The sequence below is a fragment of the Enterobacter sp. genome (assembly GCF_977039595.1).
Genome location: NZ_CDRQYH010000047.1, coordinates 1 through 19441, shown reverse-complemented (window position 1 = coordinate 19441; position 19441 = coordinate 1). Strand labels below are relative to the sequence as shown.

At 58.5% G+C, this 19441-nt stretch carries 17 protein-coding genes; 10 read left to right on the top strand and 7 right to left on the bottom strand.

Annotated features, from left to right (window positions below; translation table 11 throughout):
- Nucleotides 1–73: 73 nt before the first annotated feature.
- Both lsrK and lsrR read right to left on the bottom strand, forming a co-directional pair.
- Nucleotides 74–1654: an autoinducer-2 kinase gene (gene lsrK / locus ACWYRJ_RS14450; RefSeq protein ID WP_149367597.1), complete on the bottom strand. Its 1581-nt coding sequence runs from the start codon at nucleotides 1652–1654 to the stop codon at nucleotides 74–76.
- A gap of 33 nt (nucleotides 1655–1687) precedes the next feature.
- On the bottom strand, nucleotides 1688–2659 hold the full coding sequence (gene lsrR, locus ACWYRJ_RS14445; protein ID WP_455508149.1) for a transcriptional regulator LsrR: 972 nt from the start codon (nucleotides 2657–2659) through the stop codon (nucleotides 1688–1690).
- 215 nt (nucleotides 2660–2874) lie between these two features.
- On the opposite strand from lsrR, the gene lsrA reads away from it, so the two are divergent.
- From lsrA to lsrG, 6 genes are read left to right on the top strand one after another with little or no spacing between them, the layout of a single operon-like run.
- The gene (lsrA, locus tag ACWYRJ_RS14440; protein ID WP_455508154.1) at nucleotides 2875–4362 is read left to right on the top strand and encodes an autoinducer 2 ABC transporter ATP-binding protein LsrA; all 1488 of its coding nucleotides are present in this window, start codon (nucleotides 2875–2877) and stop codon (nucleotides 4360–4362) included.
- Nucleotides 4359–5390, top strand: coding sequence for an autoinducer 2 ABC transporter permease LsrC (lsrC, locus tag ACWYRJ_RS14435; protein WP_455508148.1), 1032 nt, complete (start codon nucleotides 4359–4361; stop codon nucleotides 5388–5390). Before lsrA ends, lsrC begins: the two co-directional genes overlap by 4 nt.
- Nucleotides 5391–6368 (top strand): autoinducer 2 ABC transporter permease LsrD, encoded by a 978-nt coding sequence (gene lsrD, locus ACWYRJ_RS14430; RefSeq protein ID WP_455508147.1) that lies wholly within the window; start codon nucleotides 5391–5393, stop codon nucleotides 6366–6368.
- Between the two features lies 1 nt (nucleotide 6369).
- Nucleotides 6370–7371 (top strand): autoinducer 2 ABC transporter substrate-binding protein LsrB, encoded by a 1002-nt coding sequence (lsrB, locus tag ACWYRJ_RS14425; RefSeq protein ID WP_111964926.1) that lies wholly within the window; start codon nucleotides 6370–6372, stop codon nucleotides 7369–7371.
- A gap of 11 nt (nucleotides 7372–7382) precedes the next feature.
- Nucleotides 7383–8270: a 3-hydroxy-5-phosphonooxypentane-2,4-dione thiolase gene (gene lsrF, locus ACWYRJ_RS14420; protein WP_455508146.1), complete on the top strand. Its 888-nt coding sequence runs from the start codon at nucleotides 7383–7385 to the stop codon at nucleotides 8268–8270.
- Nucleotides 8267–8560 carry a (4S)-4-hydroxy-5-phosphonooxypentane-2,3-dione isomerase gene (lsrG, locus tag ACWYRJ_RS14415; protein WP_455508145.1) on the top strand — a complete coding sequence of 98 codons (294 nt, stop codon included), beginning with the start codon at nucleotides 8267–8269 and terminating at the stop codon, nucleotides 8558–8560. The genes lsrF and lsrG overlap by 4 nt, the downstream gene beginning before the upstream one ends.
- A gap of 54 nt (nucleotides 8561–8614) precedes the next feature.
- On the opposite strand, the gene ACWYRJ_RS14410 is transcribed toward lsrG, so the two are convergent.
- Both ACWYRJ_RS14410 and ACWYRJ_RS14405 read right to left on the bottom strand, forming a co-directional pair.
- Nucleotides 8615–9463 (bottom strand): dihydrodipicolinate synthase family protein, encoded by an 849-nt coding sequence (locus tag ACWYRJ_RS14410; protein WP_455508144.1) that lies wholly within the window; start codon nucleotides 9461–9463, stop codon nucleotides 8615–8617.
- Between the two features lie 12 nt (nucleotides 9464–9475).
- Nucleotides 9476–10162: a B3/B4 domain-containing protein gene (locus ACWYRJ_RS14405; RefSeq protein ID WP_455508143.1), complete on the bottom strand. Its 687-nt coding sequence runs from the start codon at nucleotides 10160–10162 to the stop codon at nucleotides 9476–9478.
- Nucleotides 10163–10204: 42 nt separating this feature from the next.
- On the opposite strand from ACWYRJ_RS14405, the gene ACWYRJ_RS14400 reads away from it, so the two are divergent.
- Complete coding sequence (locus tag ACWYRJ_RS14400) at nucleotides 10205–10807, top strand: helix-turn-helix domain-containing protein (protein ID WP_455508142.1); 603 nt, start codon at nucleotides 10205–10207, stop codon at nucleotides 10805–10807.
- Nucleotides 10808–10846: 39 nt separating this feature from the next.
- On the opposite strand, the gene ygjG is transcribed toward ACWYRJ_RS14400, so the two are convergent.
- Nucleotides 10847–12226, bottom strand: a complete 1380-nt coding sequence (gene ygjG, locus ACWYRJ_RS14395; protein ID WP_042715413.1) for a putrescine aminotransferase — start codon at nucleotides 12224–12226, stop codon at nucleotides 10847–10849.
- 436 nt (nucleotides 12227–12662) lie between these two features.
- Here ygjG and ACWYRJ_RS14390 point away from each other — a divergent pair, with 436 nt between their 5' ends.
- On the top strand, nucleotides 12663–14183 hold the full coding sequence (locus ACWYRJ_RS14390) for a methyl-accepting chemotaxis protein (RefSeq protein WP_455508141.1): 1521 nt from the start codon (nucleotides 12663–12665) through the stop codon (nucleotides 14181–14183).
- Between the two features lie 337 nt (nucleotides 14184–14520).
- A complete protein-coding gene (locus ACWYRJ_RS14385) occupies nucleotides 14521–16080 on the top strand; it encodes a methyl-accepting chemotaxis protein (protein WP_111964919.1) in 1560 nt (519 codons plus the stop codon).
- Here the strand turns inward: ACWYRJ_RS14385 and ACWYRJ_RS14380 are convergent.
- Nucleotides 16077–16571: a PadR family transcriptional regulator gene (locus ACWYRJ_RS14380; RefSeq protein WP_111964918.1), complete on the bottom strand. Its 495-nt coding sequence runs from the start codon at nucleotides 16569–16571 to the stop codon at nucleotides 16077–16079. The genes ACWYRJ_RS14385 and ACWYRJ_RS14380 overlap by 4 nt on opposite strands.
- A 147-nt stretch (nucleotides 16572–16718) precedes the next feature.
- Here ACWYRJ_RS14380 and ACWYRJ_RS14375 point away from each other — a divergent pair, with 147 nt between their 5' ends.
- Complete coding sequence (locus ACWYRJ_RS14375) at nucleotides 16719–17483, top strand: siderophore-interacting protein (RefSeq protein ID WP_111964917.1); 765 nt, start codon at nucleotides 16719–16721, stop codon at nucleotides 17481–17483.
- On the opposite strand, the gene ACWYRJ_RS14370 is transcribed toward ACWYRJ_RS14375, so the two are convergent.
- Nucleotides 17484–18653 carry a coiled-coil domain-containing protein gene (locus tag ACWYRJ_RS14370; protein ID WP_248175004.1) on the bottom strand — a complete coding sequence of 390 codons (1170 nt, stop codon included), beginning with the start codon at nucleotides 18651–18653 and terminating at the stop codon, nucleotides 17484–17486. It lies immediately after the preceding gene.
- Nucleotides 18654–19441 lie beyond the last annotated feature (788 nt).

The following is a 19441-nucleotide window of genomic DNA, read 5'->3' as shown; positions in this document are numbered from 1 at the left end:
TTCCCCGGTGGCGCTGCGCTTACCGGGGCTACAAAACCCCAGGACAGATAAGCGTAGCGCCGTCCGGCGTTATTTACGGCGCTGCTGCCCGTACCAGCCCCGGAGCCTGCCACATCGAGGTCGTCAGCCCGCTGTCCACCAGCCCGAGCTGGTCGGCGTACACCGCCTGCCATTTCTGCATCATGCCGTCGTACAGCTCCCGGTATTGCGGGTTCGGCGTGAACTCGCGGCTCCACTTCACAAGCCGTTCGCCCGTCGAGGCCATATCGGCGAACAGCCCCGCGCCAGCACCTGCCGCAATCGCGCAGCCGAGCGCCGTCGCCTCTTTCACTTCCGGCACGCGCACCGGCAGGCCGGTGACGTCGCTTAAGATCTGGCTCCACAGAGCGCCTTTGGAACCGCCGCCCGCAAACACCAGGCTTTCAAACGTTACGCCGGAGAAGCGCGAAATCTGCGCCAGGTTGCAGGCCGAGACGATCGCCGCATTCTCCTCCAGGGCGCGGAACAGCGTCGCTTTGTTGCATTTTTCCGGGTCGATGGAGAGGTTAATAAACGACGGCGCGGCGTGGTACCACTGCTTAAAATGCATCGCGTCGGAGAAGATCGGCATCACCCCGTGGGAACCCGCCGGCACGCGGCTCGCCATCTCTTCCAGCAGGGAGTAGGTGTCCATCCCCATACGATCGGCAATCAGCTTTTCCTCCGCGCAGAAGGCGTCGCGGAACCAGCGCATGGTCAGCCCGGTAAAGAAGCTGATCGACTCCGCCTGCGCCATGCCGGGAATGACGTGCGGGTTCACGCGGATGTTCATCTCAGGATCGGTGCGCACCTGCGGCAGGTTGACCACCTGCTGCCAAAAGGTACCGCCCAGTACCGCCGTTTGTCCGGCGCGGACCACGCCCAGCCCCAGGCAGCCCAGCTGCACGTCGCCGCCGCCCATCACCACCGGCGTGCCTTCGCGCAGGCCGCTCTGCAGCGCGGCCTCCCGGTTTATAGCACCCAGTACGGTGCCGGTCTCTTTCACCGGGGAGAGGATATCGGCGCGCAGCCCGGCCATGTCGAGCAGCGCCGGACGCCAGTTGCGGGAAAACAGATCCAGCATGCCGGTGGTGCCCGCGTTAGACGGGTCGACCGCCAGCTCGCCGGAGAGCTTCGCCGCCAGCCAGTCGCTGATCATGGTGATGGTCGCGGCGTTGCGGTAAATATCCGGACGATGGTGCGCCAGCCACAGCAGGCGCGGCATGGCGCTCAGCGCCAGCGTCTGGCCAGAAACCTCATACACTTCGGATTCAAAACGGTCATCGTGGATCTCTTTGAGTTCGGCCACTTCGCGGCTGGCGCGGGCGTCGACGTTAGCGCAGGCCCAGATGGCCTCGCCGTTGCGGTCATACAGCACGATCCCTTCGCGCATTGAACAGCAGGCAACGGACTGAATATCTGCCGCGGTCAGATTCGCGCGCGACAGCGCCTGATGAATGCACCGGCAGGCCAGCTGCCAGTTGGTCTCGAGGTCGAACTCCATCGACCCCGGCACGTTCTCAACGCTCAGGTGCTTCCACTCGGCCTGACCGACGGCAATCTGGTTGCCCTGTAAATCGAAAATAACGGCGCGAACGCTGCCTGTCCCTGCATCTAACGCTAAAAGGTAACTCATGAGCTTGCCTCGCTGTTAGCGCAGGGCGGGCTCTCATTTGGCCAGAGCCAGCACCGCGCGGGCTGTCGTCTCCTCCGTCACCAGGCCATTGATACGTCGACCCTTCAGTGCGGCATAAATCGCATCGGCTTTCTCTTCCCCTCCGGCTACGCCAAGGATGGTGGGCAGCTGCGCCAGCTCATCAAGCGAGACGCCGAGTAATTCTTTATGGATCTCCAGCTCCTCAACGCATTCACCTTCGGCATTGAGGAAATAGCCGAGAATGTCGCCGACCGCGCCTTTGCGGGCATACATCAGCTGTTCACCTTCGCTGATATAGCCGGATCGCAGTATCGTAGCGTCGCGGCGCTGGTTCACCGAACCAATGCCAACCACCGCGACGTCGGCGGCGGTGGCGGCGAGGATCACGTCCCGCACGCTGGTCTCGCGTTTTAAGATCCCGGCCACTTCGGCGGAAGACACGCGAAGCGGGGCGGGGATCATGCTGACGCTGCAGGCCGCGTCCAGCTGTCCAATACCGGTCATATATGGCCCGACGCCGCCGGAGAGCGTCACGAGGCGGATTTGCTGCGAGCTGATAAAGCCGCTCAGGTGCTGCAGGCTGCTCATGGTGGTTTCACCAAACCCCACAGCCAGCAGCTGGCCGGGTTCCAGCACGCCCATCAGCGACTGCGCCGCGCCAATGCCCAGCCGCACGTTCATCGGCGGCGTATTTAAGGCGGGCATCACGCGCACCAGCTTCAGGCCAAAGCGCTGCTGTAGCTCGGTTTCCAGCGACAGGCAGCCCTCGTAGCGGGAGTTAATCTGCACGCGGATCACCCCTGACTGACGGCCTTTTTCCAGCAGGCGAGAAATCTTCAAACGCGGCAGCCCGAGCCGCTCGCCGATATCGTTCTGAGTCAGCCCGTCGTGGTAGTAGCACCAGGCTACGCGCGCCACCAGCTCCTCTTCCGCCAGCGCCAGCCCGGCAAACCGTCCTTCTTCCGCAGTACGTTTATCGCTCATAGTTGAACTCTTATAAAAATTTAGATCATATGTTCGTGATGACGCGGAGGGAAAGTGTGAGCCACGCGACAAAACGGATCATTTCGATCGTTTCTGGTTTATCTGAATCTCAATCTATAAAACTGTGATCCCTGCACGGTTGTAAATATAGTTCACCGTCTACGCTTTTGAACATTATTAAATCTAAAAATCATTTGTTCAATAGCGGAGCGATGATGACACCACTTCTCGACGCGCGGAATATCAGCAAGCAGTTCTCAGGCGTGCCGGTTCTGAAAGGCATTGATTTCACGCTGCTTGCGGGCCAGGTGCACGCGCTGATGGGCGGAAACGGCGCGGGAAAATCGACGCTGATGAAGATCATCGCCGGAGTCGAGACGCCGGACAGCGGTGAACTTTCCGTCGAGGGGCAGTCATATGCGCGGCTGACGCCCGTGCAGGCGCACAGGCTCGGCATTTACCTGGTGCCGCAGGAGCCGCTGCTGTTCCCCAACCTTACGGTGCGGGAAAACATCCTGTTCCGCCTGCCGCGCGAACGCGATCGGGAAAAACGGCTGGAGGAGAAGCTTGAGCAACTGCATTGCCAGCTCAACCTCGACGCCGCCGCCAGCACCCTGGAAGTGGCGGATCAGCAGATGGTGGAGATCCTGCGCGGATTAATGCGCAACGCCAGGATCCTGATCCTCGACGAGCCCACGGCCTCCCTCACGCCGGGCGAAACCGAACGGCTGTTTCGTCAGATCCGCGCCCTGCAGGCACTCGGCGTCGGGATCGTCTTTATCTCCCATAAGCTGCCGGAAATTCGCATGCTGTCGAGCCACGTCTCGGTGATGCGCGACGGCGCGGTGGTGCTGAGCGGCGAAACCGCGCAGTTTGACGATAGCGCCCTGATCGCCGCCATGACGCCGGTGAGCCGCGAGAAATTCCTGAGCGATACGCAAAAGCTGTGGCTGGCGCTGCCGGGCAACCGCCGCACCCAGCCGCAGGATTTTCCGGTGCTGCGGGTAGAGGACCTGACCGGAGAAGGGTTTATCGATCTGAGCCTTGAGATCTACGCCGGAGAGATCGTCGGCCTTGCAGGGCTGGTCGGATCCGGGCGCACCGAATTTGCCGAAACCCTCTACGGCCTGCGGCCGGTACGCGGGGGACGCATCTGGCTGGAGAACCAGGAGATCGCCAACGAGCCGGTGCGCTCGCGGCTAAACAGAGGCCTGGTGTACCTGCCGGAAGACAGGCAGGTGTCCGGCCTGTTCCTCGACGCGCCGATCCGCTGGAACACCGTGGCGCTGAACGAGCCGTCGCTCTGGCAGCAGCGGAAAAGAGAGTCCGCGGTGGTGGAGCGCTATCACCGGGCGCTGGGGATCAAGCTCAACCATGCGGATCAAACCGTGCGCACGCTCTCCGGCGGCAACCAGCAGAAGGTGCTGCTTGCACGCTGTCTGGAAGCCAACCCGTTATTGCTGATCGTCGACGAGCCGACGCGCGGCGTGGACGTCTCGGCGCGCGCCGATATCTACCAGCTCATCAAAAGCGTGGCGGCGCAGAACGTGGCGGTGCTGATGATCTCAAGCGATCTCGATGAGTTTCCGGGCCTCGCGGACCGCGTGCTGGTGATGCACCAGGGCGTGCTCAGCGGTGAACTGCCGCGCCATGCCGTCAGCCTCGATCGCATGATGGAGCTGGCGTTCGGAGGGCAAGCATGAAGATCTTACTGAAAAACCGCGAGCTAAGCGCGTTTCTCGCCATTCTGGCGCTGTTCGCCGTGCTGGTGGCGCTTAATCCCTCTTACTTCAGCCTGCAGACGCTGGGGATGATTTTCGCCAGCTCGCAGATCCTGATCCTGCTGGCTATCGGCGCGGCGCTGGTGATGCTGACCCGCAATATCGACGTTTCCGTGGGTTCAACCGTCGGGCTGTCCGCCATCGCCGTCGGCGTGGCGCTGAACGGCGGCTACAGCCTGCCCGTTTCCATTCTCTTCGCACTGTCGATCGGGGCGCTGGCCGGGGCGTTCAACGGTTTTCTGGTGGTGGGGCTGCGCATTCCGGCGATTGTCGCGACCCTCGGCACGCTGGGGCTGTACCGCGGGGCGATGCTGCTCTGGACGGGCGGAAAGTGGATTGAAGGGCTGCCGCCGGGGTTGAAATCCCTCTCTGAGCCTGCGGCAATCGGCGTATCGCCCCTTGGAATGGTGGTGTTGACCATCGCGGCCACAGGCGCGTGGACGCTGTCGCGCACCGCGTTCGGGCGTGATTTCTACGCGGTGGGGGATAACCTCGCCGCCGCGCGCCAACTGGGCGTGGCGGTGAACCGCACCCGCATGATCGCCTTCACCCTCAACGGCATGCTGGCGGCCTGCGCCGGGATCGTCTTTGCCGCGCAGATTGGCTTTGTGCCCAACCAGACCGGCAGCGGGCTGGAGATGAAGGCCATCGCCGCCTGCGTGCTCGGCGGTATTTCGCTGCTGGGCGGCACGGGGACGCTGATTGGCGCGCTGCTCGGTGCGTTCTTCCTGACGCAAATCGACACCGTGCTGGTGCTGTTCAGGCTTCCTGCCTGGTGGAACGACTTTATCGCCGGGCTGGTGCTGCTGGGCGTGCTGGTGCTCGACGGGCGTCTGCGCCAGGCGCTGGCGCGGCATCAGCGGGCGCTGAAGTACGGTCGCTTCCAGCCGGGTAACAGAGGGGGAAAGCACGTCACCCCCTTTCCCAAACGTAAAAAAGAGGTGGCGTAAATGAGGCTTAACTGGGAAAGCGCGCTGCTCATTTTGCTGGTGCTGGAGATCCTGCTTTTCGGGGCCATCAACCCACGTATGCTCGATATCAACATGCTGCTTTTCAGCACCAGCGACTTCATCTGCATCGGCATTGTGGCGCTGCCGCTCACGCTGGTGATTATCAGCGGCGGGATCGACATCTCCCTCGGCTCGACCATCGGCCTGTGCGCCATCGCGTTGGGGGTGATGATGCAGGCGGGCTGGCCGATGGCGGTCGCCATTCCGCTGACGCTGCTGCTCGGCCTGCTGTGCGGGCTGATGAATGCGGCGCTGATCCACTACACCGGCATCAGCCCTTTGGTTATCACCCTCGGCACGCTCTACCTCTACGGCGGCGGGGCGCTGCTGCTCTCCGGCATGGCGGGGGCCACGGGCTACGAGGGAATCAGCGGTTTCCCGGACGGCTTCACGGCGTTCGCTAACCTCACGGTGTTGGGCCTGCCGATCCCATTGGTCTTGTTCGCGGTAATCACCGTCTTCTTCTGGCTCATTACCCACCGGGGGCGCTTTGGCCGTCATCTGTTCCTGATTGGCCAAAATCCGCGTGCGGCACGCTATGCGGCGCTGCCGGTGAACGGCATGCCCTACGCGCTGTACGGCCTGGTGGGCGTTGCCTCCGCGATTGCCGCGCTGGTCATGGTCTCCTATTTCGGCTCCGCGCGTTCGGATCTTGGGCGCGATTTACTGATGCCCGCGCTCACCGCCGCCGTGCTCGGCGGAGCCAATATCTACGGCGGTTCAGGTTCGGTTGTCGGTACGGCGCTGGCGGCGCTGCTGGTGGGCTATCTGCAGCAGGGTTTACAGATGGTCGGTATCCCCAACCAGGTGTCGAGCGCGCTGTCAGGGGCGCTGCTGGTTGTGGTGGTGATGGGACGTTCGCTGAGTCTGCACCGCGAGTGGGTGCGTTCTCTCTTTAGAAAACTATCCGGAGCGTAAGATGAAAACAAAACTGCTCGTCCTGGCAATGGCCCTCAGCTTCGCTTCGGCGCAGGCGGCGGACCGCATTGCCTTTATCCCGAAGCTGGTGGGCGTGGGCTTCTTCACCAGCGGCGGCAACGGCGCGAAAGAGGCGGGGAAAGATCTTGGCGTGGATGTGACCTACGACGGCCCGACCGAGCCGAGCGTTTCCGGCCAGGTGCAGCTCATCAATAACTTCGTCAACCAGGGCTATAACGCCATTATTGTCTCCGCCGTGTCGCCGGACGGGCTGTGTCCGGCGCTTAAGCGCGCGATGCAGCGCGGCGTCAAGGTTCTAACCTGGGATTCCGACACCAAGCCGGAGTGCCGCAGCATCTACATCAACCAGGGAACGCCGGAGCAACTCGGCGGCCTGCTGGTGGAGATGGCGGGCAAGCAGGTCACCAAACCGAATGCCAAAGTGGCGTTCTTCTACTCAAGCCCCACCGTCACCGACCAGAACCAGTGGGTGAAAGAGGCGAAGGCCAAAATCGAGAAAGATCATCCCCAGTGGCAGATCGTAACGACCCAGTTTGGCTATAACGACGCCACCAAATCGTTGCAAACCGCCGAAGGGATCTTAAAAGCCTACCCGGATCTGGATGCGATTATCGCCCCGGACGCCAACGCGCTGCCGGCGGCGGCGCAGGCGGCGGAAAACCTGAAGCGGGAAGGGGTGGCGATTGTCGGGTTTAGCACGCCGAACGTGATGCGCCCGTACGTTGAGCGCGGCACGGTGAAGGCCTTCGGCCTGTGGGACGTGGTGCAACAGGGCAAAATTGCGGTCAATGTCGCCGATCGTTTGCTTAAAAAAGGCGATCTTAACGTCGGCGACAGCGTGGACGTAAAAAACATCGGGGCGCTGAAGGTCGAGCCGAACAGCGTGCAGGGCTACCAGTATGAGGCGAAGGGCAACGGCATCGTGCTGCTGCCGGAGCGGGTGGTGTTCACCAAAGAGAACATCAGCAAATACGATTTCTGACGGGGGAGCAAATGGCTGATTTAGACGACATCAAAGACGGTAAGGATTTTGGCATCGGCACGCCGCAGGTCAACGTGCCGTTCACCCTGAAGGGCTGCGGCTCGCTGGACTGGGGCATGCAGTCCCGCCTGGCGCGCATCTTTAACCCAAACAGCAACCGCACGGTGATGCTGGCCTTTGACCACGGCTATTTTCAGGGGCCAACCACTGGCCTTGAGCGTATCGATCTCTCCATCGCGCCGCTGTTTGGTGAAACCGACGTGCTGATGTGCACCCGCGGCATCCTCAGGAGCCAGGTACCCGCCGCGACGAACAAACCGGTGGTTCTGCGCGCCTCCGGCGGTAACTCGATTCTGGGCGAACTCTCCAACGAGTGCGTGGCGGTGGCGATGGAAGACGCGTTGCGCCTGAACGTCTGCGCGGTGGCGGCGCAGGTGTACATCGGAAGCGAGTTTGAGCATCAGTCGATCAACAACATCATCAAGCTTGTCGATGCAGGGGCGCGCTACGGCATGCCGACGCTGGCGGTAACGGGCGTGGGGAAAGAGATGGCGCGTGACGCTCGGTATTTCTCGCTGGCAAGCCGCATCGCCGCCGAAATGGGGGCGCAGTTCGTTAAAACCTACTACGTGGACGAGGGCTTTGAAAAAGTGACCGCCAGCTGCCCGGTGCCGATCGTCATCGCCGGGGGCAAAAAGCTGCCGGAGCACGAGGCGCTGGAGATGTGCTGGCGCGCGATCGACCAGGGGGCATCCGGCGTGGACATGGGGCGCAACATCTTCCAGTCCAGCGCGCCGCTCGCCATGCTCAAGGCGGTGAAAAAAGTGGTGCACGATAACTGGAATGCCCGTGATGCGTTCCAGTTCTGGCAGGAAGAGAAACAGGGAGAAGCAAAATGAACGTGACGCTGGTGGAGATTAACATTAAGCCCGAGCGGGTAGACGAGTTTCTGGAAGTGTTTCGCGCCAACCACGAGGGCGCAATCCTGGAGCCGGGGAACCTGCGTTTTGACGTATTGCAGGACCCGAGGGTAAAAACCCGGTTCTTTATCTACGAAGCCTATAAAGACGAAGAGGCGGTGCTGGCTCACAAGCAAACCCCGCACTATCTGGCGTGCGTGGAGAAGCTTGAGGAGCTGATGTCTGAGCCGCGTAAAAAGCGCAGCTTTGTTGGGCTGTTGCCGGAGTAACAGGCGTTATAAAAGTGTTGTAGGCCGGGTAAGCGCAGCGCCACCCGGCATTTTTCAAACCAGCTCCAGATGGGCAAGTAATCTCGCGAGCGCTTCACGTGGCTCACCCTGAACCGTCTGCAACGGGAACGGCAACGCGGGTGCAGCCACTTTTCCCATCATCTCTGCCGCCGCCGCGATAACCCGTAAGCTGCCATAGCGACGGAACAATTCCCACAGTGGCTCTAACCGCTCGGATTGGGCAGTCTCTTTCGAACGGGCAATCGCCAGCGCTGTTTGCGGGAACAATCCGCCGAGCACCGAGTACCAGACGTCAAACCCGGCCTGCAGGGCAGAGGCCGCTCGCCAGTCGCCGGCGATGCCCAGCGTGACTGTCTCAGGAAGACGGTCGCGTACCTGCGACAGGTCTTCCGGCACGCGACCAAGCTTAATGGATCCTACATTCGGCAGGCCCGCGACGGCAAATAACAATTCATCGCTAAACGCAAACCCGGTGGTGGCCGGATTATCGTAAATGCACAACGGTATGGAGAGCTGGCGGGTCACCGTTTCATAGAGATTAAACACTTCGTCTTCCGTTAATCGCTGGTAGGACACGGGGGCCATCAGCACGCCGGAGACACCTGCCGCCTGCGCGTCGTCAGCCAGACGCAGTATATCGTCCAGCCGGAGTGCGCCAATGCTGACGATGACCGGAATATCATCAGCATGCGCCACCGCGCAGCGTGCGATCCGACCACGCTCTTCTACGGTCAGATAGGCATAGCTTCCCGTTGAGCCGAGAATGCCCAGAGAATCCACGCCAGCGTCGACCACGGGGCGCAGAAGATTGATGAAGGATTGCTCGTCAAACGTCCCCTCTTTCAGGGGCGTTAACGGAAAAGCGCTTAACCCGTAAAACATCGTGTTGTCCTCTTACAGCGTCAGCATCTGAACCTGAGCCGTGGCCCCCGGCATCAGCCGCTGCAGGTTGTTGGCCAGCTCATCTCCCGCCTCATCCAGCGCCGCAAGCGGCATCGACGGCAGGCTTTCAAGAATAAACCACATGGATTGCGCCTGGCTATCGAGGCGCGTCCGTATCCCCTGGCGCCAGTTCCAGCGGCGGCAGGTAACGCCAGTATCGTCGCGCCAGATAACCTCGCCCGGTTCCGGATGTTCCACCACCGGTTGTCCCTCTTTGAAGGTATCAAATGGCTCGCTGCCGTCGGCAAGCGTCAGACGCGGCGTGCCCGAATAAGCCGCGACATTTTCTCCGCCGACCGGAATGGCGTAGCGAATACTCACCGCGTTATAGATATCCACCACCGAATCCAGCGGCGGCAGCGAGCCATCTTTCAGGACCCGCTTACGCAGGGCGGATGCCGAGCAGGGCGTGCGTTTCGGTTTCGCGCCGAAGGCTTTAAACACTTCATCCCAGCCTGAAAGGTGTGCATCAGCCCAGGGCACATCATCATTAAGCATCTGCTGGCAGGCCTGCGCCAGCGCGGCAGCCGCCACCTCCGGATGGGTAATTGGCGCAGCTTCAACCAGAATGCTCAGCGCCCGAAAGCCTGGGGCAATCCCGGCAAGACGTGAGTCTATTGACGGCGTAACGAGAGACATAAATAATCCTGTATTGACTGTTTTATACCATGGTAGTGACCAATGACTGATAAAGTCAATATAATGACTGCGCACGGGGCCGATGTTGCCCAGGTAAGCCTGGCCGTCGCGAACCGCATACGCAACTGGCGCAAAGAGAAAAAGCTGTCTCTTGACGAGCTGTCCCGCCGCGCAAGCGTCAGCAAAGGCATGCTGGTAGAGATCGAAAAGGGCGCAGCCAACCCCAGTATCGCCATCTTATGCAAACTGGCTGCCGCGCTCGGTATCTCAGTGGCGGATATCGTTAACGTCTCCAGCGAGCCGCTGGTGCATGTTATCGAAGAAGAGACTATTCCGGTGCTGTGGCAGGGCGCACAGGGTGGACGCGCCAGACTGCTGGCGGGAACGGCAGGCCCGGATATGATTGAGTTATGGCAATGGGAGATGCAGCCGGGGGAGCGTTTTACCTCTCCGGGGCACCCGGCGGGAACCTTTGAGCTGCTGCACGTGAACGAAGGCGTTTTAACGCTGACGGTGGATGAGACGGTGACCCAGGTTAACGCTGGCGCATCGGCTGTGGCGAAAACGGAAGCGGCGCACTGCTACGCCAATGAGGGCGATACCGTGCTTCGCTTCACCATGACGGTGGCGGAATTTCACCGCTAAAAAACCGGGCCTACAAACGCCTATAGGCCCGGTGATTTTTTACGCCTCTTCCACGCTCACCCGCAGCGCTGCCAGCGCTTTACGCGCCGCTTTCAGCACCTGCTCGCACTGCTCAATCGTCAGCGTAAGCGGCGGTTCAATGCGGATAGTCTTCGAGTTGTTGAGCGTCCCGGCCACCAGCACACGCTGCCTGAACATCTCGCTCGCGAAGCTGTAGCCGATTTCGTTATCAACGAACTCAATCGCCATCAGCATCCCTTTGCCGCGCGCCTCCTGTACAAGGTCAGGGTATTCCCGGCCCAGCTGGCGGAAGCCGTCCAGCAGCATGTCGCCTTTCTGCTCCGCCTGCGCGGGAAGGTTTTGTTCCAGCAGCACGTTGATGGTCGCAAGAGCCGCCGCGCAGGCCAGCGGGTTACCGCCAAAGGTGGTGGTATGCAGGAACGGGTTGTCGAACAGCACCGAGAACACCTCTTCAGTAGCAACCGTCGCGCCAATCGGCATCACGCCGCCGCCAAGCGCCTTCGCCAGGCACAGTATGTCCGGCTGCACGTTCTCGTGCTCGCAGGCAAACATCTTGCCGGTGCGCCCCATCCCGGTCTGAACTTCGTCGAGGATCAGCAAAGCGCCAAACTCATCGCACAGCTGACGCACGGCAGGCAGATAGCCCTGAGGAGGGAGGATCACGCCGCCTTCACCCTGAATCGGCTCCAGGATCACCGCCGCCACGTCATCGCCGGTTTTACGGCATTCACTGAGCACGGTGCGCATGGCGTTAATGTCGCCGAACGGCACGTGGCGGAAGCCCGGCAGCAGCGGCATAAACGGTTTGCGGAAGGTGGATTTGGCGGTAGCGGACAGTGCGCCCAGGGATTTACCGTGGAACGCGCCGCTGGTAGCGATAAAGGTGAATTTCCCGCGCGGCGACTGGTACGCTTTGGCGAGCTTTATCGCCGCTTCGACCGATTCCGTGCCGCTGTTGCTAAAGAAGCTGTATTTCAGTTTGCCGGGCGTTAAGGCCGCCAGCGTTTTCGCGAGCATGGCGCGAAGCGGGTCGAGCAGTTCCTGGCTATGGAGAGGTTGTTTCGCAAGTTGATTCTGTACGGCGGAAACCACAACTGGATTACGGTGCCCCACGTTGAAGATACCAAAACCACCAAGGCAATCGATAAACTCCTGTCCCTGGGTGTCGACAAGCGTGTTAAGACTCCCCGCTTGCCACTCTACGGCTCCGTAATCCCCGCCGGCGGTAACAGATTTGCGATACTCCAGAAACCCTGGATTGACGTGTTCTTTAAAGTAATCGATGACCTCTCGGTTAAGTTGTTTCATCTCCTCATGATCAAGCGTTCGCTTCTCAATGAGATTCAGTGCGTGCGCGGTACAGGCAAGAGCCGAGGCGCTGGAAGGTAACCTGTTCAAAATGTGCTCCCGGGGATCGCGTATCACATGATACTGGTTTAAGTATTGCAGGGATTACGCCACTTCAGATGCCTTAACGAAAATCGGGATAAACGCCAGGTTAAAATAATGTTGCACAATATTTAATCATGCCGAAGCAACCGAAACGGGATTTAGCGGTACAGGACAGATAAAGATAATTGGGGGCGAAAAAGCGCAACTGCACTAAAGAAGTGCATTCGGTGCAACTTAAGTGGGCGTTAACTGGTCATGCTTTATAGGTAATTTCTTTGCGAAAGTATTTGAAATCAATGAATTATAAAATCGTACAAAAAGTATGGTTTAAGTGAAATCTGCGATCTTCATCAAGTTTAACAACTAAAGATAAATTGTTTACCGCCGAAAAAACATTGACCCACAAAATTAACATTCAAATAACCTGCAAGGGATGCCCACGATGTCCTCTCCAACCTATGTCACCCAGAATGAATATTCACTGGACGATGACACCACCTTAATGTCTACCACAGACGTCCACAGCTACATCACGCACGCCAACGACACTTTTGTGCAGGTGAGCGGCTACCAGCTTGATGAGCTGACGGGCCAGCCGCACAATCTGGTACGCCACCCCGACATGCCAAAAGCCGCGTTTGCCGATATGTGGTACACGCTGCAGCAGGGCGAACCGTGGAGTGGGATTGTCAAAAACCGGCGCAAAAACGGCGATCACTACTGGGTGCGTGCTAACGCAGTGCCGATGGTGCGCCACGGGCAGGTCACGGGCTATATGTCCATTCGCACCAAAGCCACGGCGGAAGAGATTGCCACCGTGGAACCGCTCTACCGGGCGCTCAACGACGGGAGCTGTAAGAAACGTGTGCACAAGGGGCTGGTGGTTGGAAAAGGCTGGCTGGGCAAACTGCCAGCCATGCCGCTGCGCTGGCGCGTGCGCAGCGTGATGGCGGTGCTCTTTGCCCTACTCGCCTCCACCCTGGCGGTGACCTCCGCCGGGTGGATGCCGCTCGTTGCTGCTGCGGTGGTGATGCTGCTGGGGACGCTGCTCTTTGAGCAACAGATTGTCCGCCCGGTAGAGAATGTGGCTCGACAGGCGCTGAAGGTCGCAACCGGTGAGCGCAACAGCGTGCAGCATCTGAACCGCAGCGACGAGCTGGGGCTGACGCTGCGCGCGGTAGGGCAGCTTGGCCTGATGTGCCGCTGGTTGATTAATGACGTGTCGAGCCAGGTGGTTAGCGTCCGTGACGGCAGCGACAGGCTGGCGCAGGGAAATGAAGATCTGAACGATCGGACGCGTCAGACCGTAGCGAACGTGCAGCAGACCGTCGCGACAATGAATCAGATGGCCGCATCCGTTCAGAGTAACTCCGAAACCGCCGCCGAGGTGGACAAACTCTCCGTGGCCGCGAGCAGCGCGGCGACAAAAGGAGGCAATGCGATGCAGACCGTCGTTAAAACGATGGATGATATTGCCGACAGCACGCAGCGAATTGGCTCAATTACCTCCCTGATTAACGACATCGCTTTCCAGACCAATATTCTGGCGCTGAACGCGGCGGTTGAAGCGGCTAGGGCAGGCGAGCAGGGCAAAGGTTTTGCCGTGGTCGCGGGCGAAGTCCGCCATCTCGCCAGCCGCAGCGCCAGTGCCGCGAATGATATTCGTAAACTCATTGATGCCAGCGCCAGCAAGGTGCAGTCCGGCTCTGAGCAGGTGCATGCCGCAGGCCGTACGATGGATGATATTGTGGTACAGGTGAAAAACGTGACGCAGCTTATCGCCCAGATCAGCCACGCGACCTCCGAGCAGGCAACCGGACTCTCTGAGCTGACCCGCGCGGTGGCTGAACTCGACAGCATTACGCAGAAAAACGCCGACCTGGTCGAGGAGAGCGCACACATTTCTGCGATGGTGAAGCATCGCGCCGGACGTCTCAAGGATGCGGTGACTGTGCTTCATTGAGCCAGTAATGTTCCAAAAAAAGCCGTTTATTTCGTAAGGAATAAACGGCTTTTTATTTTCTGCTTGTGACTATTAATGTATTTTATTGTTAATCTAATATTAAATAACTAAAGAAAGTACCTCAGTTATTTATCCCTGCCTAAGTCAATTATCCAGAAGGCTATTTTGAAAAATGCCTCTCTGGTGGTCTGGTAACGATCAATGGGGCAATATTAATAGCCTCTACCTATCCATTGTGTGGGTTATGAAATAAAAAAACGATCAAACTCATAAAGTTAGCGAAATCGTTACCGATAACAGCGATCGTCTGAGAAATAATCACATCGATGGAGAAAATATGTTCTTACATGACGTAAAGATCGGCACGAAATTATTTCTGGCGTTTGGGTTCTTTATTGTCCTGATGGCGATCAGCGCGAGCCTGTCTCTGCTGAGTCTGAACCGGGCTAATAACGGGATGCAATCCATTATTACCAGTGATTATCCGACCACGGTAAAAGCGAACCAGTTAATTGATAACTTCCAGGAATTTATTAGCACTCAACAGCTGATGCTGCTGGACGAGCAGGGCACCTACACTGGGCAATCTCAGCAGCGCCTGAAAGAGATCAGCGAGCATATCACGGTGATCCTGGGAGAGCTGAACACCGCGTTGCAGGATCAAAAGTCTCAGCAGGTGCTGGCGGAGATCCGCAGCGTGCGTCAGCAGTATCTGGACTCGCGCTACCGCATTTTGCAGGCGGTGCAGAACAACAATCGTGCGGGCGCCATTCAGGAGATGATGACCACCACCCTCGCCGTGCAGCAGGCTTATAAAGCGAAGGTGAAGGAGCTGATTACCATTCAAAACAGCGAGATGCAGAGCGCTGGCGCGCAGGTGGAAGGGGATTTCCGGTCTAACCGCCTGCTGCTGATACTGATCACCCTCTTTAGCGTCGCGGTCGGCAGCCTGATTGGCTGGTTCATCGTGCGTGCTATCACCCGCCCGCTCGGCGAGGCGGTGCATTTTGCTAAAGCGATTTCAGAGGGCGACCTGACCGGCAGCATCACGCCGCACGGCAAAGACGAAACGGGTCTGCTGCTGCACGCGCTAATGGAGATGAAAACGCGACTGCTGGACATCGTGCAGCAGGTGCAAACCGGCTCGGAGAATATCTCCAGCGCAGCCGCGCAGATTGTCGCCGGGAATCAGGATCTGGCTGCGCGCACGGAAGAGCAGGCAAGTTCCGTTGAACAGACCGCCGCCTCGATGGAGCAGATTACCGCGACGGTGAAAAATACCGCCTCGCATACCGGGGAAGCGACCAACCTCTCGGCTGATGCCGCCACGGTGGTCAAAAACAACGGTGAGATGATGAAGCAGGTGACCAGCAAAATGCGCCTGATTAACGAGACGTCCAACCGGATGTCCGACATTATCGACCTGATCGACGCCATTGCTTTCCAGACCAACATTCTGGCGCTCAACGCGGCGGTGGAAGCGGCGCGCGCCGGTGAGCACGGTCGCGGTTTTGCGGTGGTGGCCGGTGAAGTGCGTCAGCTTGCCCAGAAGAGCGCGTCGTCTGCCAGCGAAATCCGCGAGCTGATTGAGAGCTCTACCAGCCAGACCCAGGACGGGATGAACCTGGTTGAAAAAGCGAGTGCGTTGATCAACGGGATGGTCGGCAACGTGGAAGAGATGGACGTGATTCTGAGGGAAATCCGCCAGGCCAGCCACGAGCAGACGGAAGGTATCTCGCAGATTAACAGCGCGATTGGCCTGATTGATGCCACCACCCAGCAGAACTCCGCGCTGGTGGAGGAGTCCGTCGCGGCGGCGGCATCGCTTAACGAACAGGCGATGCACCTGAAAGAGCTGGTACGCGTCTTCCGCGTGAGCGAGCACGCTCCGGCTTAATCCAGCTGGGAGATCTCCAGCGCCGCGCGGTCAATCACGCCGATAATCTGCTTGAGCTGCGCGTCGCTGAGCTCTCCCTGATTCACCTTCAGGTCTAACACCGCTTTGAAGTTATCCAGCGCCCGCTTCATCTGCGGGTTTTTGCGTAGCTGAAAACCGACAGAACGCGCTTTGATACGCACCTGGATCTGTTCCAGCTGTTCCCGGTTTTCGTCCAGCCAGCGTTGTCCTTCAGCGGTAATCGCAATCTTCTTACGACCGTTCTCTTCTTCCGTAATGGTGATAAACGTCTGATCCTGAAGATAATCCAGGGTTGGATAGATGACCCCTGGGCTCGGGGTGTAATTCCCTTGGGTCAGGTTCTCAATCTCTTTGATCAGCTCGTAGCCGTGGCTCGCGTTGCGGGTCAGGATATCCAGAATCACCAGCCGCAGATCGCCGTGGCCGAAAAAGCGCGGCCGCCGCCCGCCGCCCTCATGTTCGTGTCGCATAGTATGTCCTTCATTTTGATATATCTAAAGTGTATCTAAGATATATTCAGATGCAATCTAAAAGATCTTGCATTTTTACTTATTAGTAATCATTATCATTTGAAAATTGATTTAGATATATCGTATTCACCAGAGAAGGGGCTAAAAATGGCAACTACCCGTTACCCACAGCGCGTTCGTAATGACCTGCGTTTTCGCGAGCTGACGGTACTCCGCGTTGAGCGCGCCAGCGCGGGTTTCCAGCGCATTGTTTTAGGCGGCGAGGCGCTGGAGGGCTTTAGCTCCCGCGGTTTCGACGACCATACCAAAGTCTTTTTCCCGGCACCCGGGGCGACGTTCGTGCCGCCAGTGGTTACCGAAGAAGGCATCGACTGGGGCGACGGCGTGCGTCCGCAGGCGCGCGACTATACGCCGCTCTACGACGAGGCAAATCATGAGCTGGTTCTCGATTTCTTCATTCATGACGGCGGCATTGCCAGCAGCTGGGCGATTGAGGCGAAAGCGGGAGACAAGCTGACCATCGGCGGCCCGCGCGGCTCGCTGGTGGTGCCGGAGGATTACGCCTGGCAGCTGTACGTGTGCGATGAGTCCGGTATGCCCGCGCTGCGTCGACGCTTAGAGAGCATTGCGCAACTGCCGGTTCGCCCGGACGTTCACGCGGTCGTGACGGTTGGGGATGAATCCTATAAGGACTATCTGGCGCACCTGAGCGAGTTCAACATCACCTGGGTGGTGGGCCACAGCGAGCAGGCAGTCGCAGATCATCTGGCTGCGCTGACCGTTCCGGGGGACGATTACTTTATCTGGCTGACCGGGGAAGGAAAGGTGGTGAAAAGCCTGAGCCGTCAGTTTGAAACCGACGGCATTGACCCACAGCTGGTGCGTGCCAGCGCATACTGGCACGCCAAATAGTCACGCGGCGGAATCCAGCTGCGCTTCGCTCACCTGATGTTCGAGCGAGGCGCGGACCTCGTGCAGCGCTTTCTCCTGCTGAGCGAAGTACGCTTCCATATTGCTCAGCGACGAGACCAGAAGCCAGGACTCCTCTTTCTCCAGCTCCGCCAGCTCATTTACTAAAATGTCGATCTGCTCGCGGACCTGCGCCATTTTTTTGCGGATACGTTCCAGATCGTTCAGCCTGTCGCTTGCCATCAATGGCTCGAAGCCCTGCTGCAGGCGGGCCACCAGCGAACGAATGGCTTTCACATCCCCGCGCTGCTTCGCCTGGTTAAGCTGTACCATCATGTTGTTGGCTTCTTCTTTCAGATCGTCTGCCACCAGATCCGGGTGGCAGAGCTTGCTCGCCTGCCGCCAGAGACGCTTGAGTTCGTTCTGATCTTCTTCCGAAAGATGCTTTCCTTTACGCAGCCGCACTTCGGCATCGTGATGCTGTTCGCGATACTTCTCGTACTCTTCGTTGGCCTCGTCGCGAGCCTGACGCGCAGGCTCTTCTTCACGCGTTAAGCCGCTCTCCAGCTCCAGCGCTTCGGCCAGCAGGTTGGCGATGAGATTACTTTGCTGCTCCAGATGTTTACGCGCCTCGGCTGCCTGCACGGAGTCGGCCGGGAGATCGCGCCAGCGCTGGGTAAGCGTCGCCAGCACCTCTACCGCCTGCGCCATATAGTGCTGGCAGCGACGATAATCTTCCTCGCGACGACGCGCTTCCGCCTGCTGACGACGCAGGTTAAGCTCGGCCAGCGTTTTACGCAGGGCGAGGATCTGCTGCATCAGCGGCCCGAGGCGGGAGAAATAGAGATCGTTGAACTCATCAAGCTGCTGCACCCGCGCGTTGCGGCGGTCAATCAGATCGCGCAGGCGCTCTTCCAGCGCCTTCAGCTCGAGCTTGCTGGCCGCCACCTGCGGATCGCGCCACTGGGTCACGGCGCGCTGGCCCTGCAGCCAGGCGGTAATGGCCGCCATAGCCTCGGTGTAGTTTTTTCCCTCAAGCGCCACGACGATTGCCTGTAGCTCATCGTCAAACGCTTCATTTTTCAGGCGTGTCAGCTGGCTCTGGATGATGTCGTCATCTTCCAGCTCAATGGCATTTTTAATGATTTCTAGCCGTTTGATCGGTGTGCTCATGATGCCTTTCGCTTTGGCGCTTAAGTATTTGAGTTAAGGTTAGTTGTTGTAAAAGCTACAGGAAATAATACACACGGATGATGATCGGCGCGATGGGGGATTTCTTTAGAATTTACAGAGTGTGAAGATGGGTGCTTAACAGGAGAATAAGAGAGTTGCTTTTTAAGGTTAAATATAAGCAATTGAAATATAAGGTGATAATCTCTAAAGCAAGGCGGATCCCTACGCAAAATACGCAAGTAAAGGCATTACGGTTCGGTAAAATATCTGCAGATTAGGCAGTAGGCCAAAGAGATGGGTACCAGATGGATACCAGTTCCCGTCTTGGGGGGCGGGCAGTGTTGGGGTAAGAGAAGGAATACTCAGGCAGCAGGCAGGACAATCCTGGCCGTGAATACGGCTTGCGTAAAATTATCTTATTTCACGTTAGATCCAGGCATAGCTACACGCCAGTTGAGCATCTGTATATCGATTGAAGGCACATATCGTTTCTAACGAATCTATGCTGGACATGCGTGAGTGTTTTAACATGGTGAGATTGTCGCAGCTTTAAGATAGGGCCAACCCCTGGAGATTACGGGGTTGGCTTTTTTTTGCGCGCGTGAGGGCTGTTGATTTCCCTGCTCCCATCAGAACCAACGATTATGTTTTACATAAAAATAGGGCTTTGTTGAATAAATCAGATTTCGGGTAAGTCTCCCCCGTAGCGGGTTGTGTTTTCAGGCAATACGCACGCTTTCAGGCATACCTGCTTTCGTCATTTTGTTCAGCGCTCGTACCAGGGCCAT

Coding starts and splice junctions, on each gene's coding strand:
- lsrK (WP_149367597.1), bottom strand. CDS start 1,654: ATGAGTTACCTTTTAGCGTTAGATGCAGGGACAGGCAGCGTTCGCGCC.
- lsrR (WP_455508149.1), bottom strand. CDS start 2,659: ATGAGCGATAAACGTACTGCGGAAGAAGGACGGTTTGCCGGGCTGGCG.
- lsrA (WP_455508154.1), top strand. CDS start 2,875: ATGACACCACTTCTCGACGCGCGGAATATCAGCAAGCAGTTCTCAGGC.
- lsrC (WP_455508148.1), top strand. CDS start 4,359: ATGAAGATCTTACTGAAAAACCGCGAGCTAAGCGCGTTTCTCGCCATT.
- lsrD (WP_455508147.1), top strand. CDS start 5,391: ATGAGGCTTAACTGGGAAAGCGCGCTGCTCATTTTGCTGGTGCTGGAG.
- lsrB (WP_111964926.1), top strand. CDS start 6,370: ATGAAAACAAAACTGCTCGTCCTGGCAATGGCCCTCAGCTTCGCTTCG.
- lsrF (WP_455508146.1), top strand. CDS start 7,383: ATGGCTGATTTAGACGACATCAAAGACGGTAAGGATTTTGGCATCGGC.
- lsrG (WP_455508145.1), top strand. CDS start 8,267: ATGAACGTGACGCTGGTGGAGATTAACATTAAGCCCGAGCGGGTAGAC.
- ACWYRJ_RS14410 (WP_455508144.1), bottom strand. CDS start 9,463: ATGTTTTACGGGTTAAGCGCTTTTCCGTTAACGCCCCTGAAAGAGGGG.
- ACWYRJ_RS14405 (WP_455508143.1), bottom strand. CDS start 10,162: ATGTCTCTCGTTACGCCGTCAATAGACTCACGTCTTGCCGGGATTGCC.
- ACWYRJ_RS14400 (WP_455508142.1), top strand. CDS start 10,205: ATGACTGATAAAGTCAATATAATGACTGCGCACGGGGCCGATGTTGCC.
- ACWYRJ_RS14390 (WP_455508141.1), top strand. CDS start 12,663: ATGTCCTCTCCAACCTATGTCACCCAGAATGAATATTCACTGGACGAT.
- ACWYRJ_RS14385 (WP_111964919.1), top strand. CDS start 14,521: ATGTTCTTACATGACGTAAAGATCGGCACGAAATTATTTCTGGCGTTT.
- ACWYRJ_RS14380 (WP_111964918.1), bottom strand. CDS start 16,571: ATGCGACACGAACATGAGGGCGGCGGGCGGCGGCCGCGCTTTTTCGGC.
- ACWYRJ_RS14375 (WP_111964917.1), top strand. CDS start 16,719: ATGGCAACTACCCGTTACCCACAGCGCGTTCGTAATGACCTGCGTTTT.
- ACWYRJ_RS14370 (WP_248175004.1), bottom strand. CDS start 18,653: ATGAGCACACCGATCAAACGGCTAGAAATCATTAAAAATGCCATTGAG.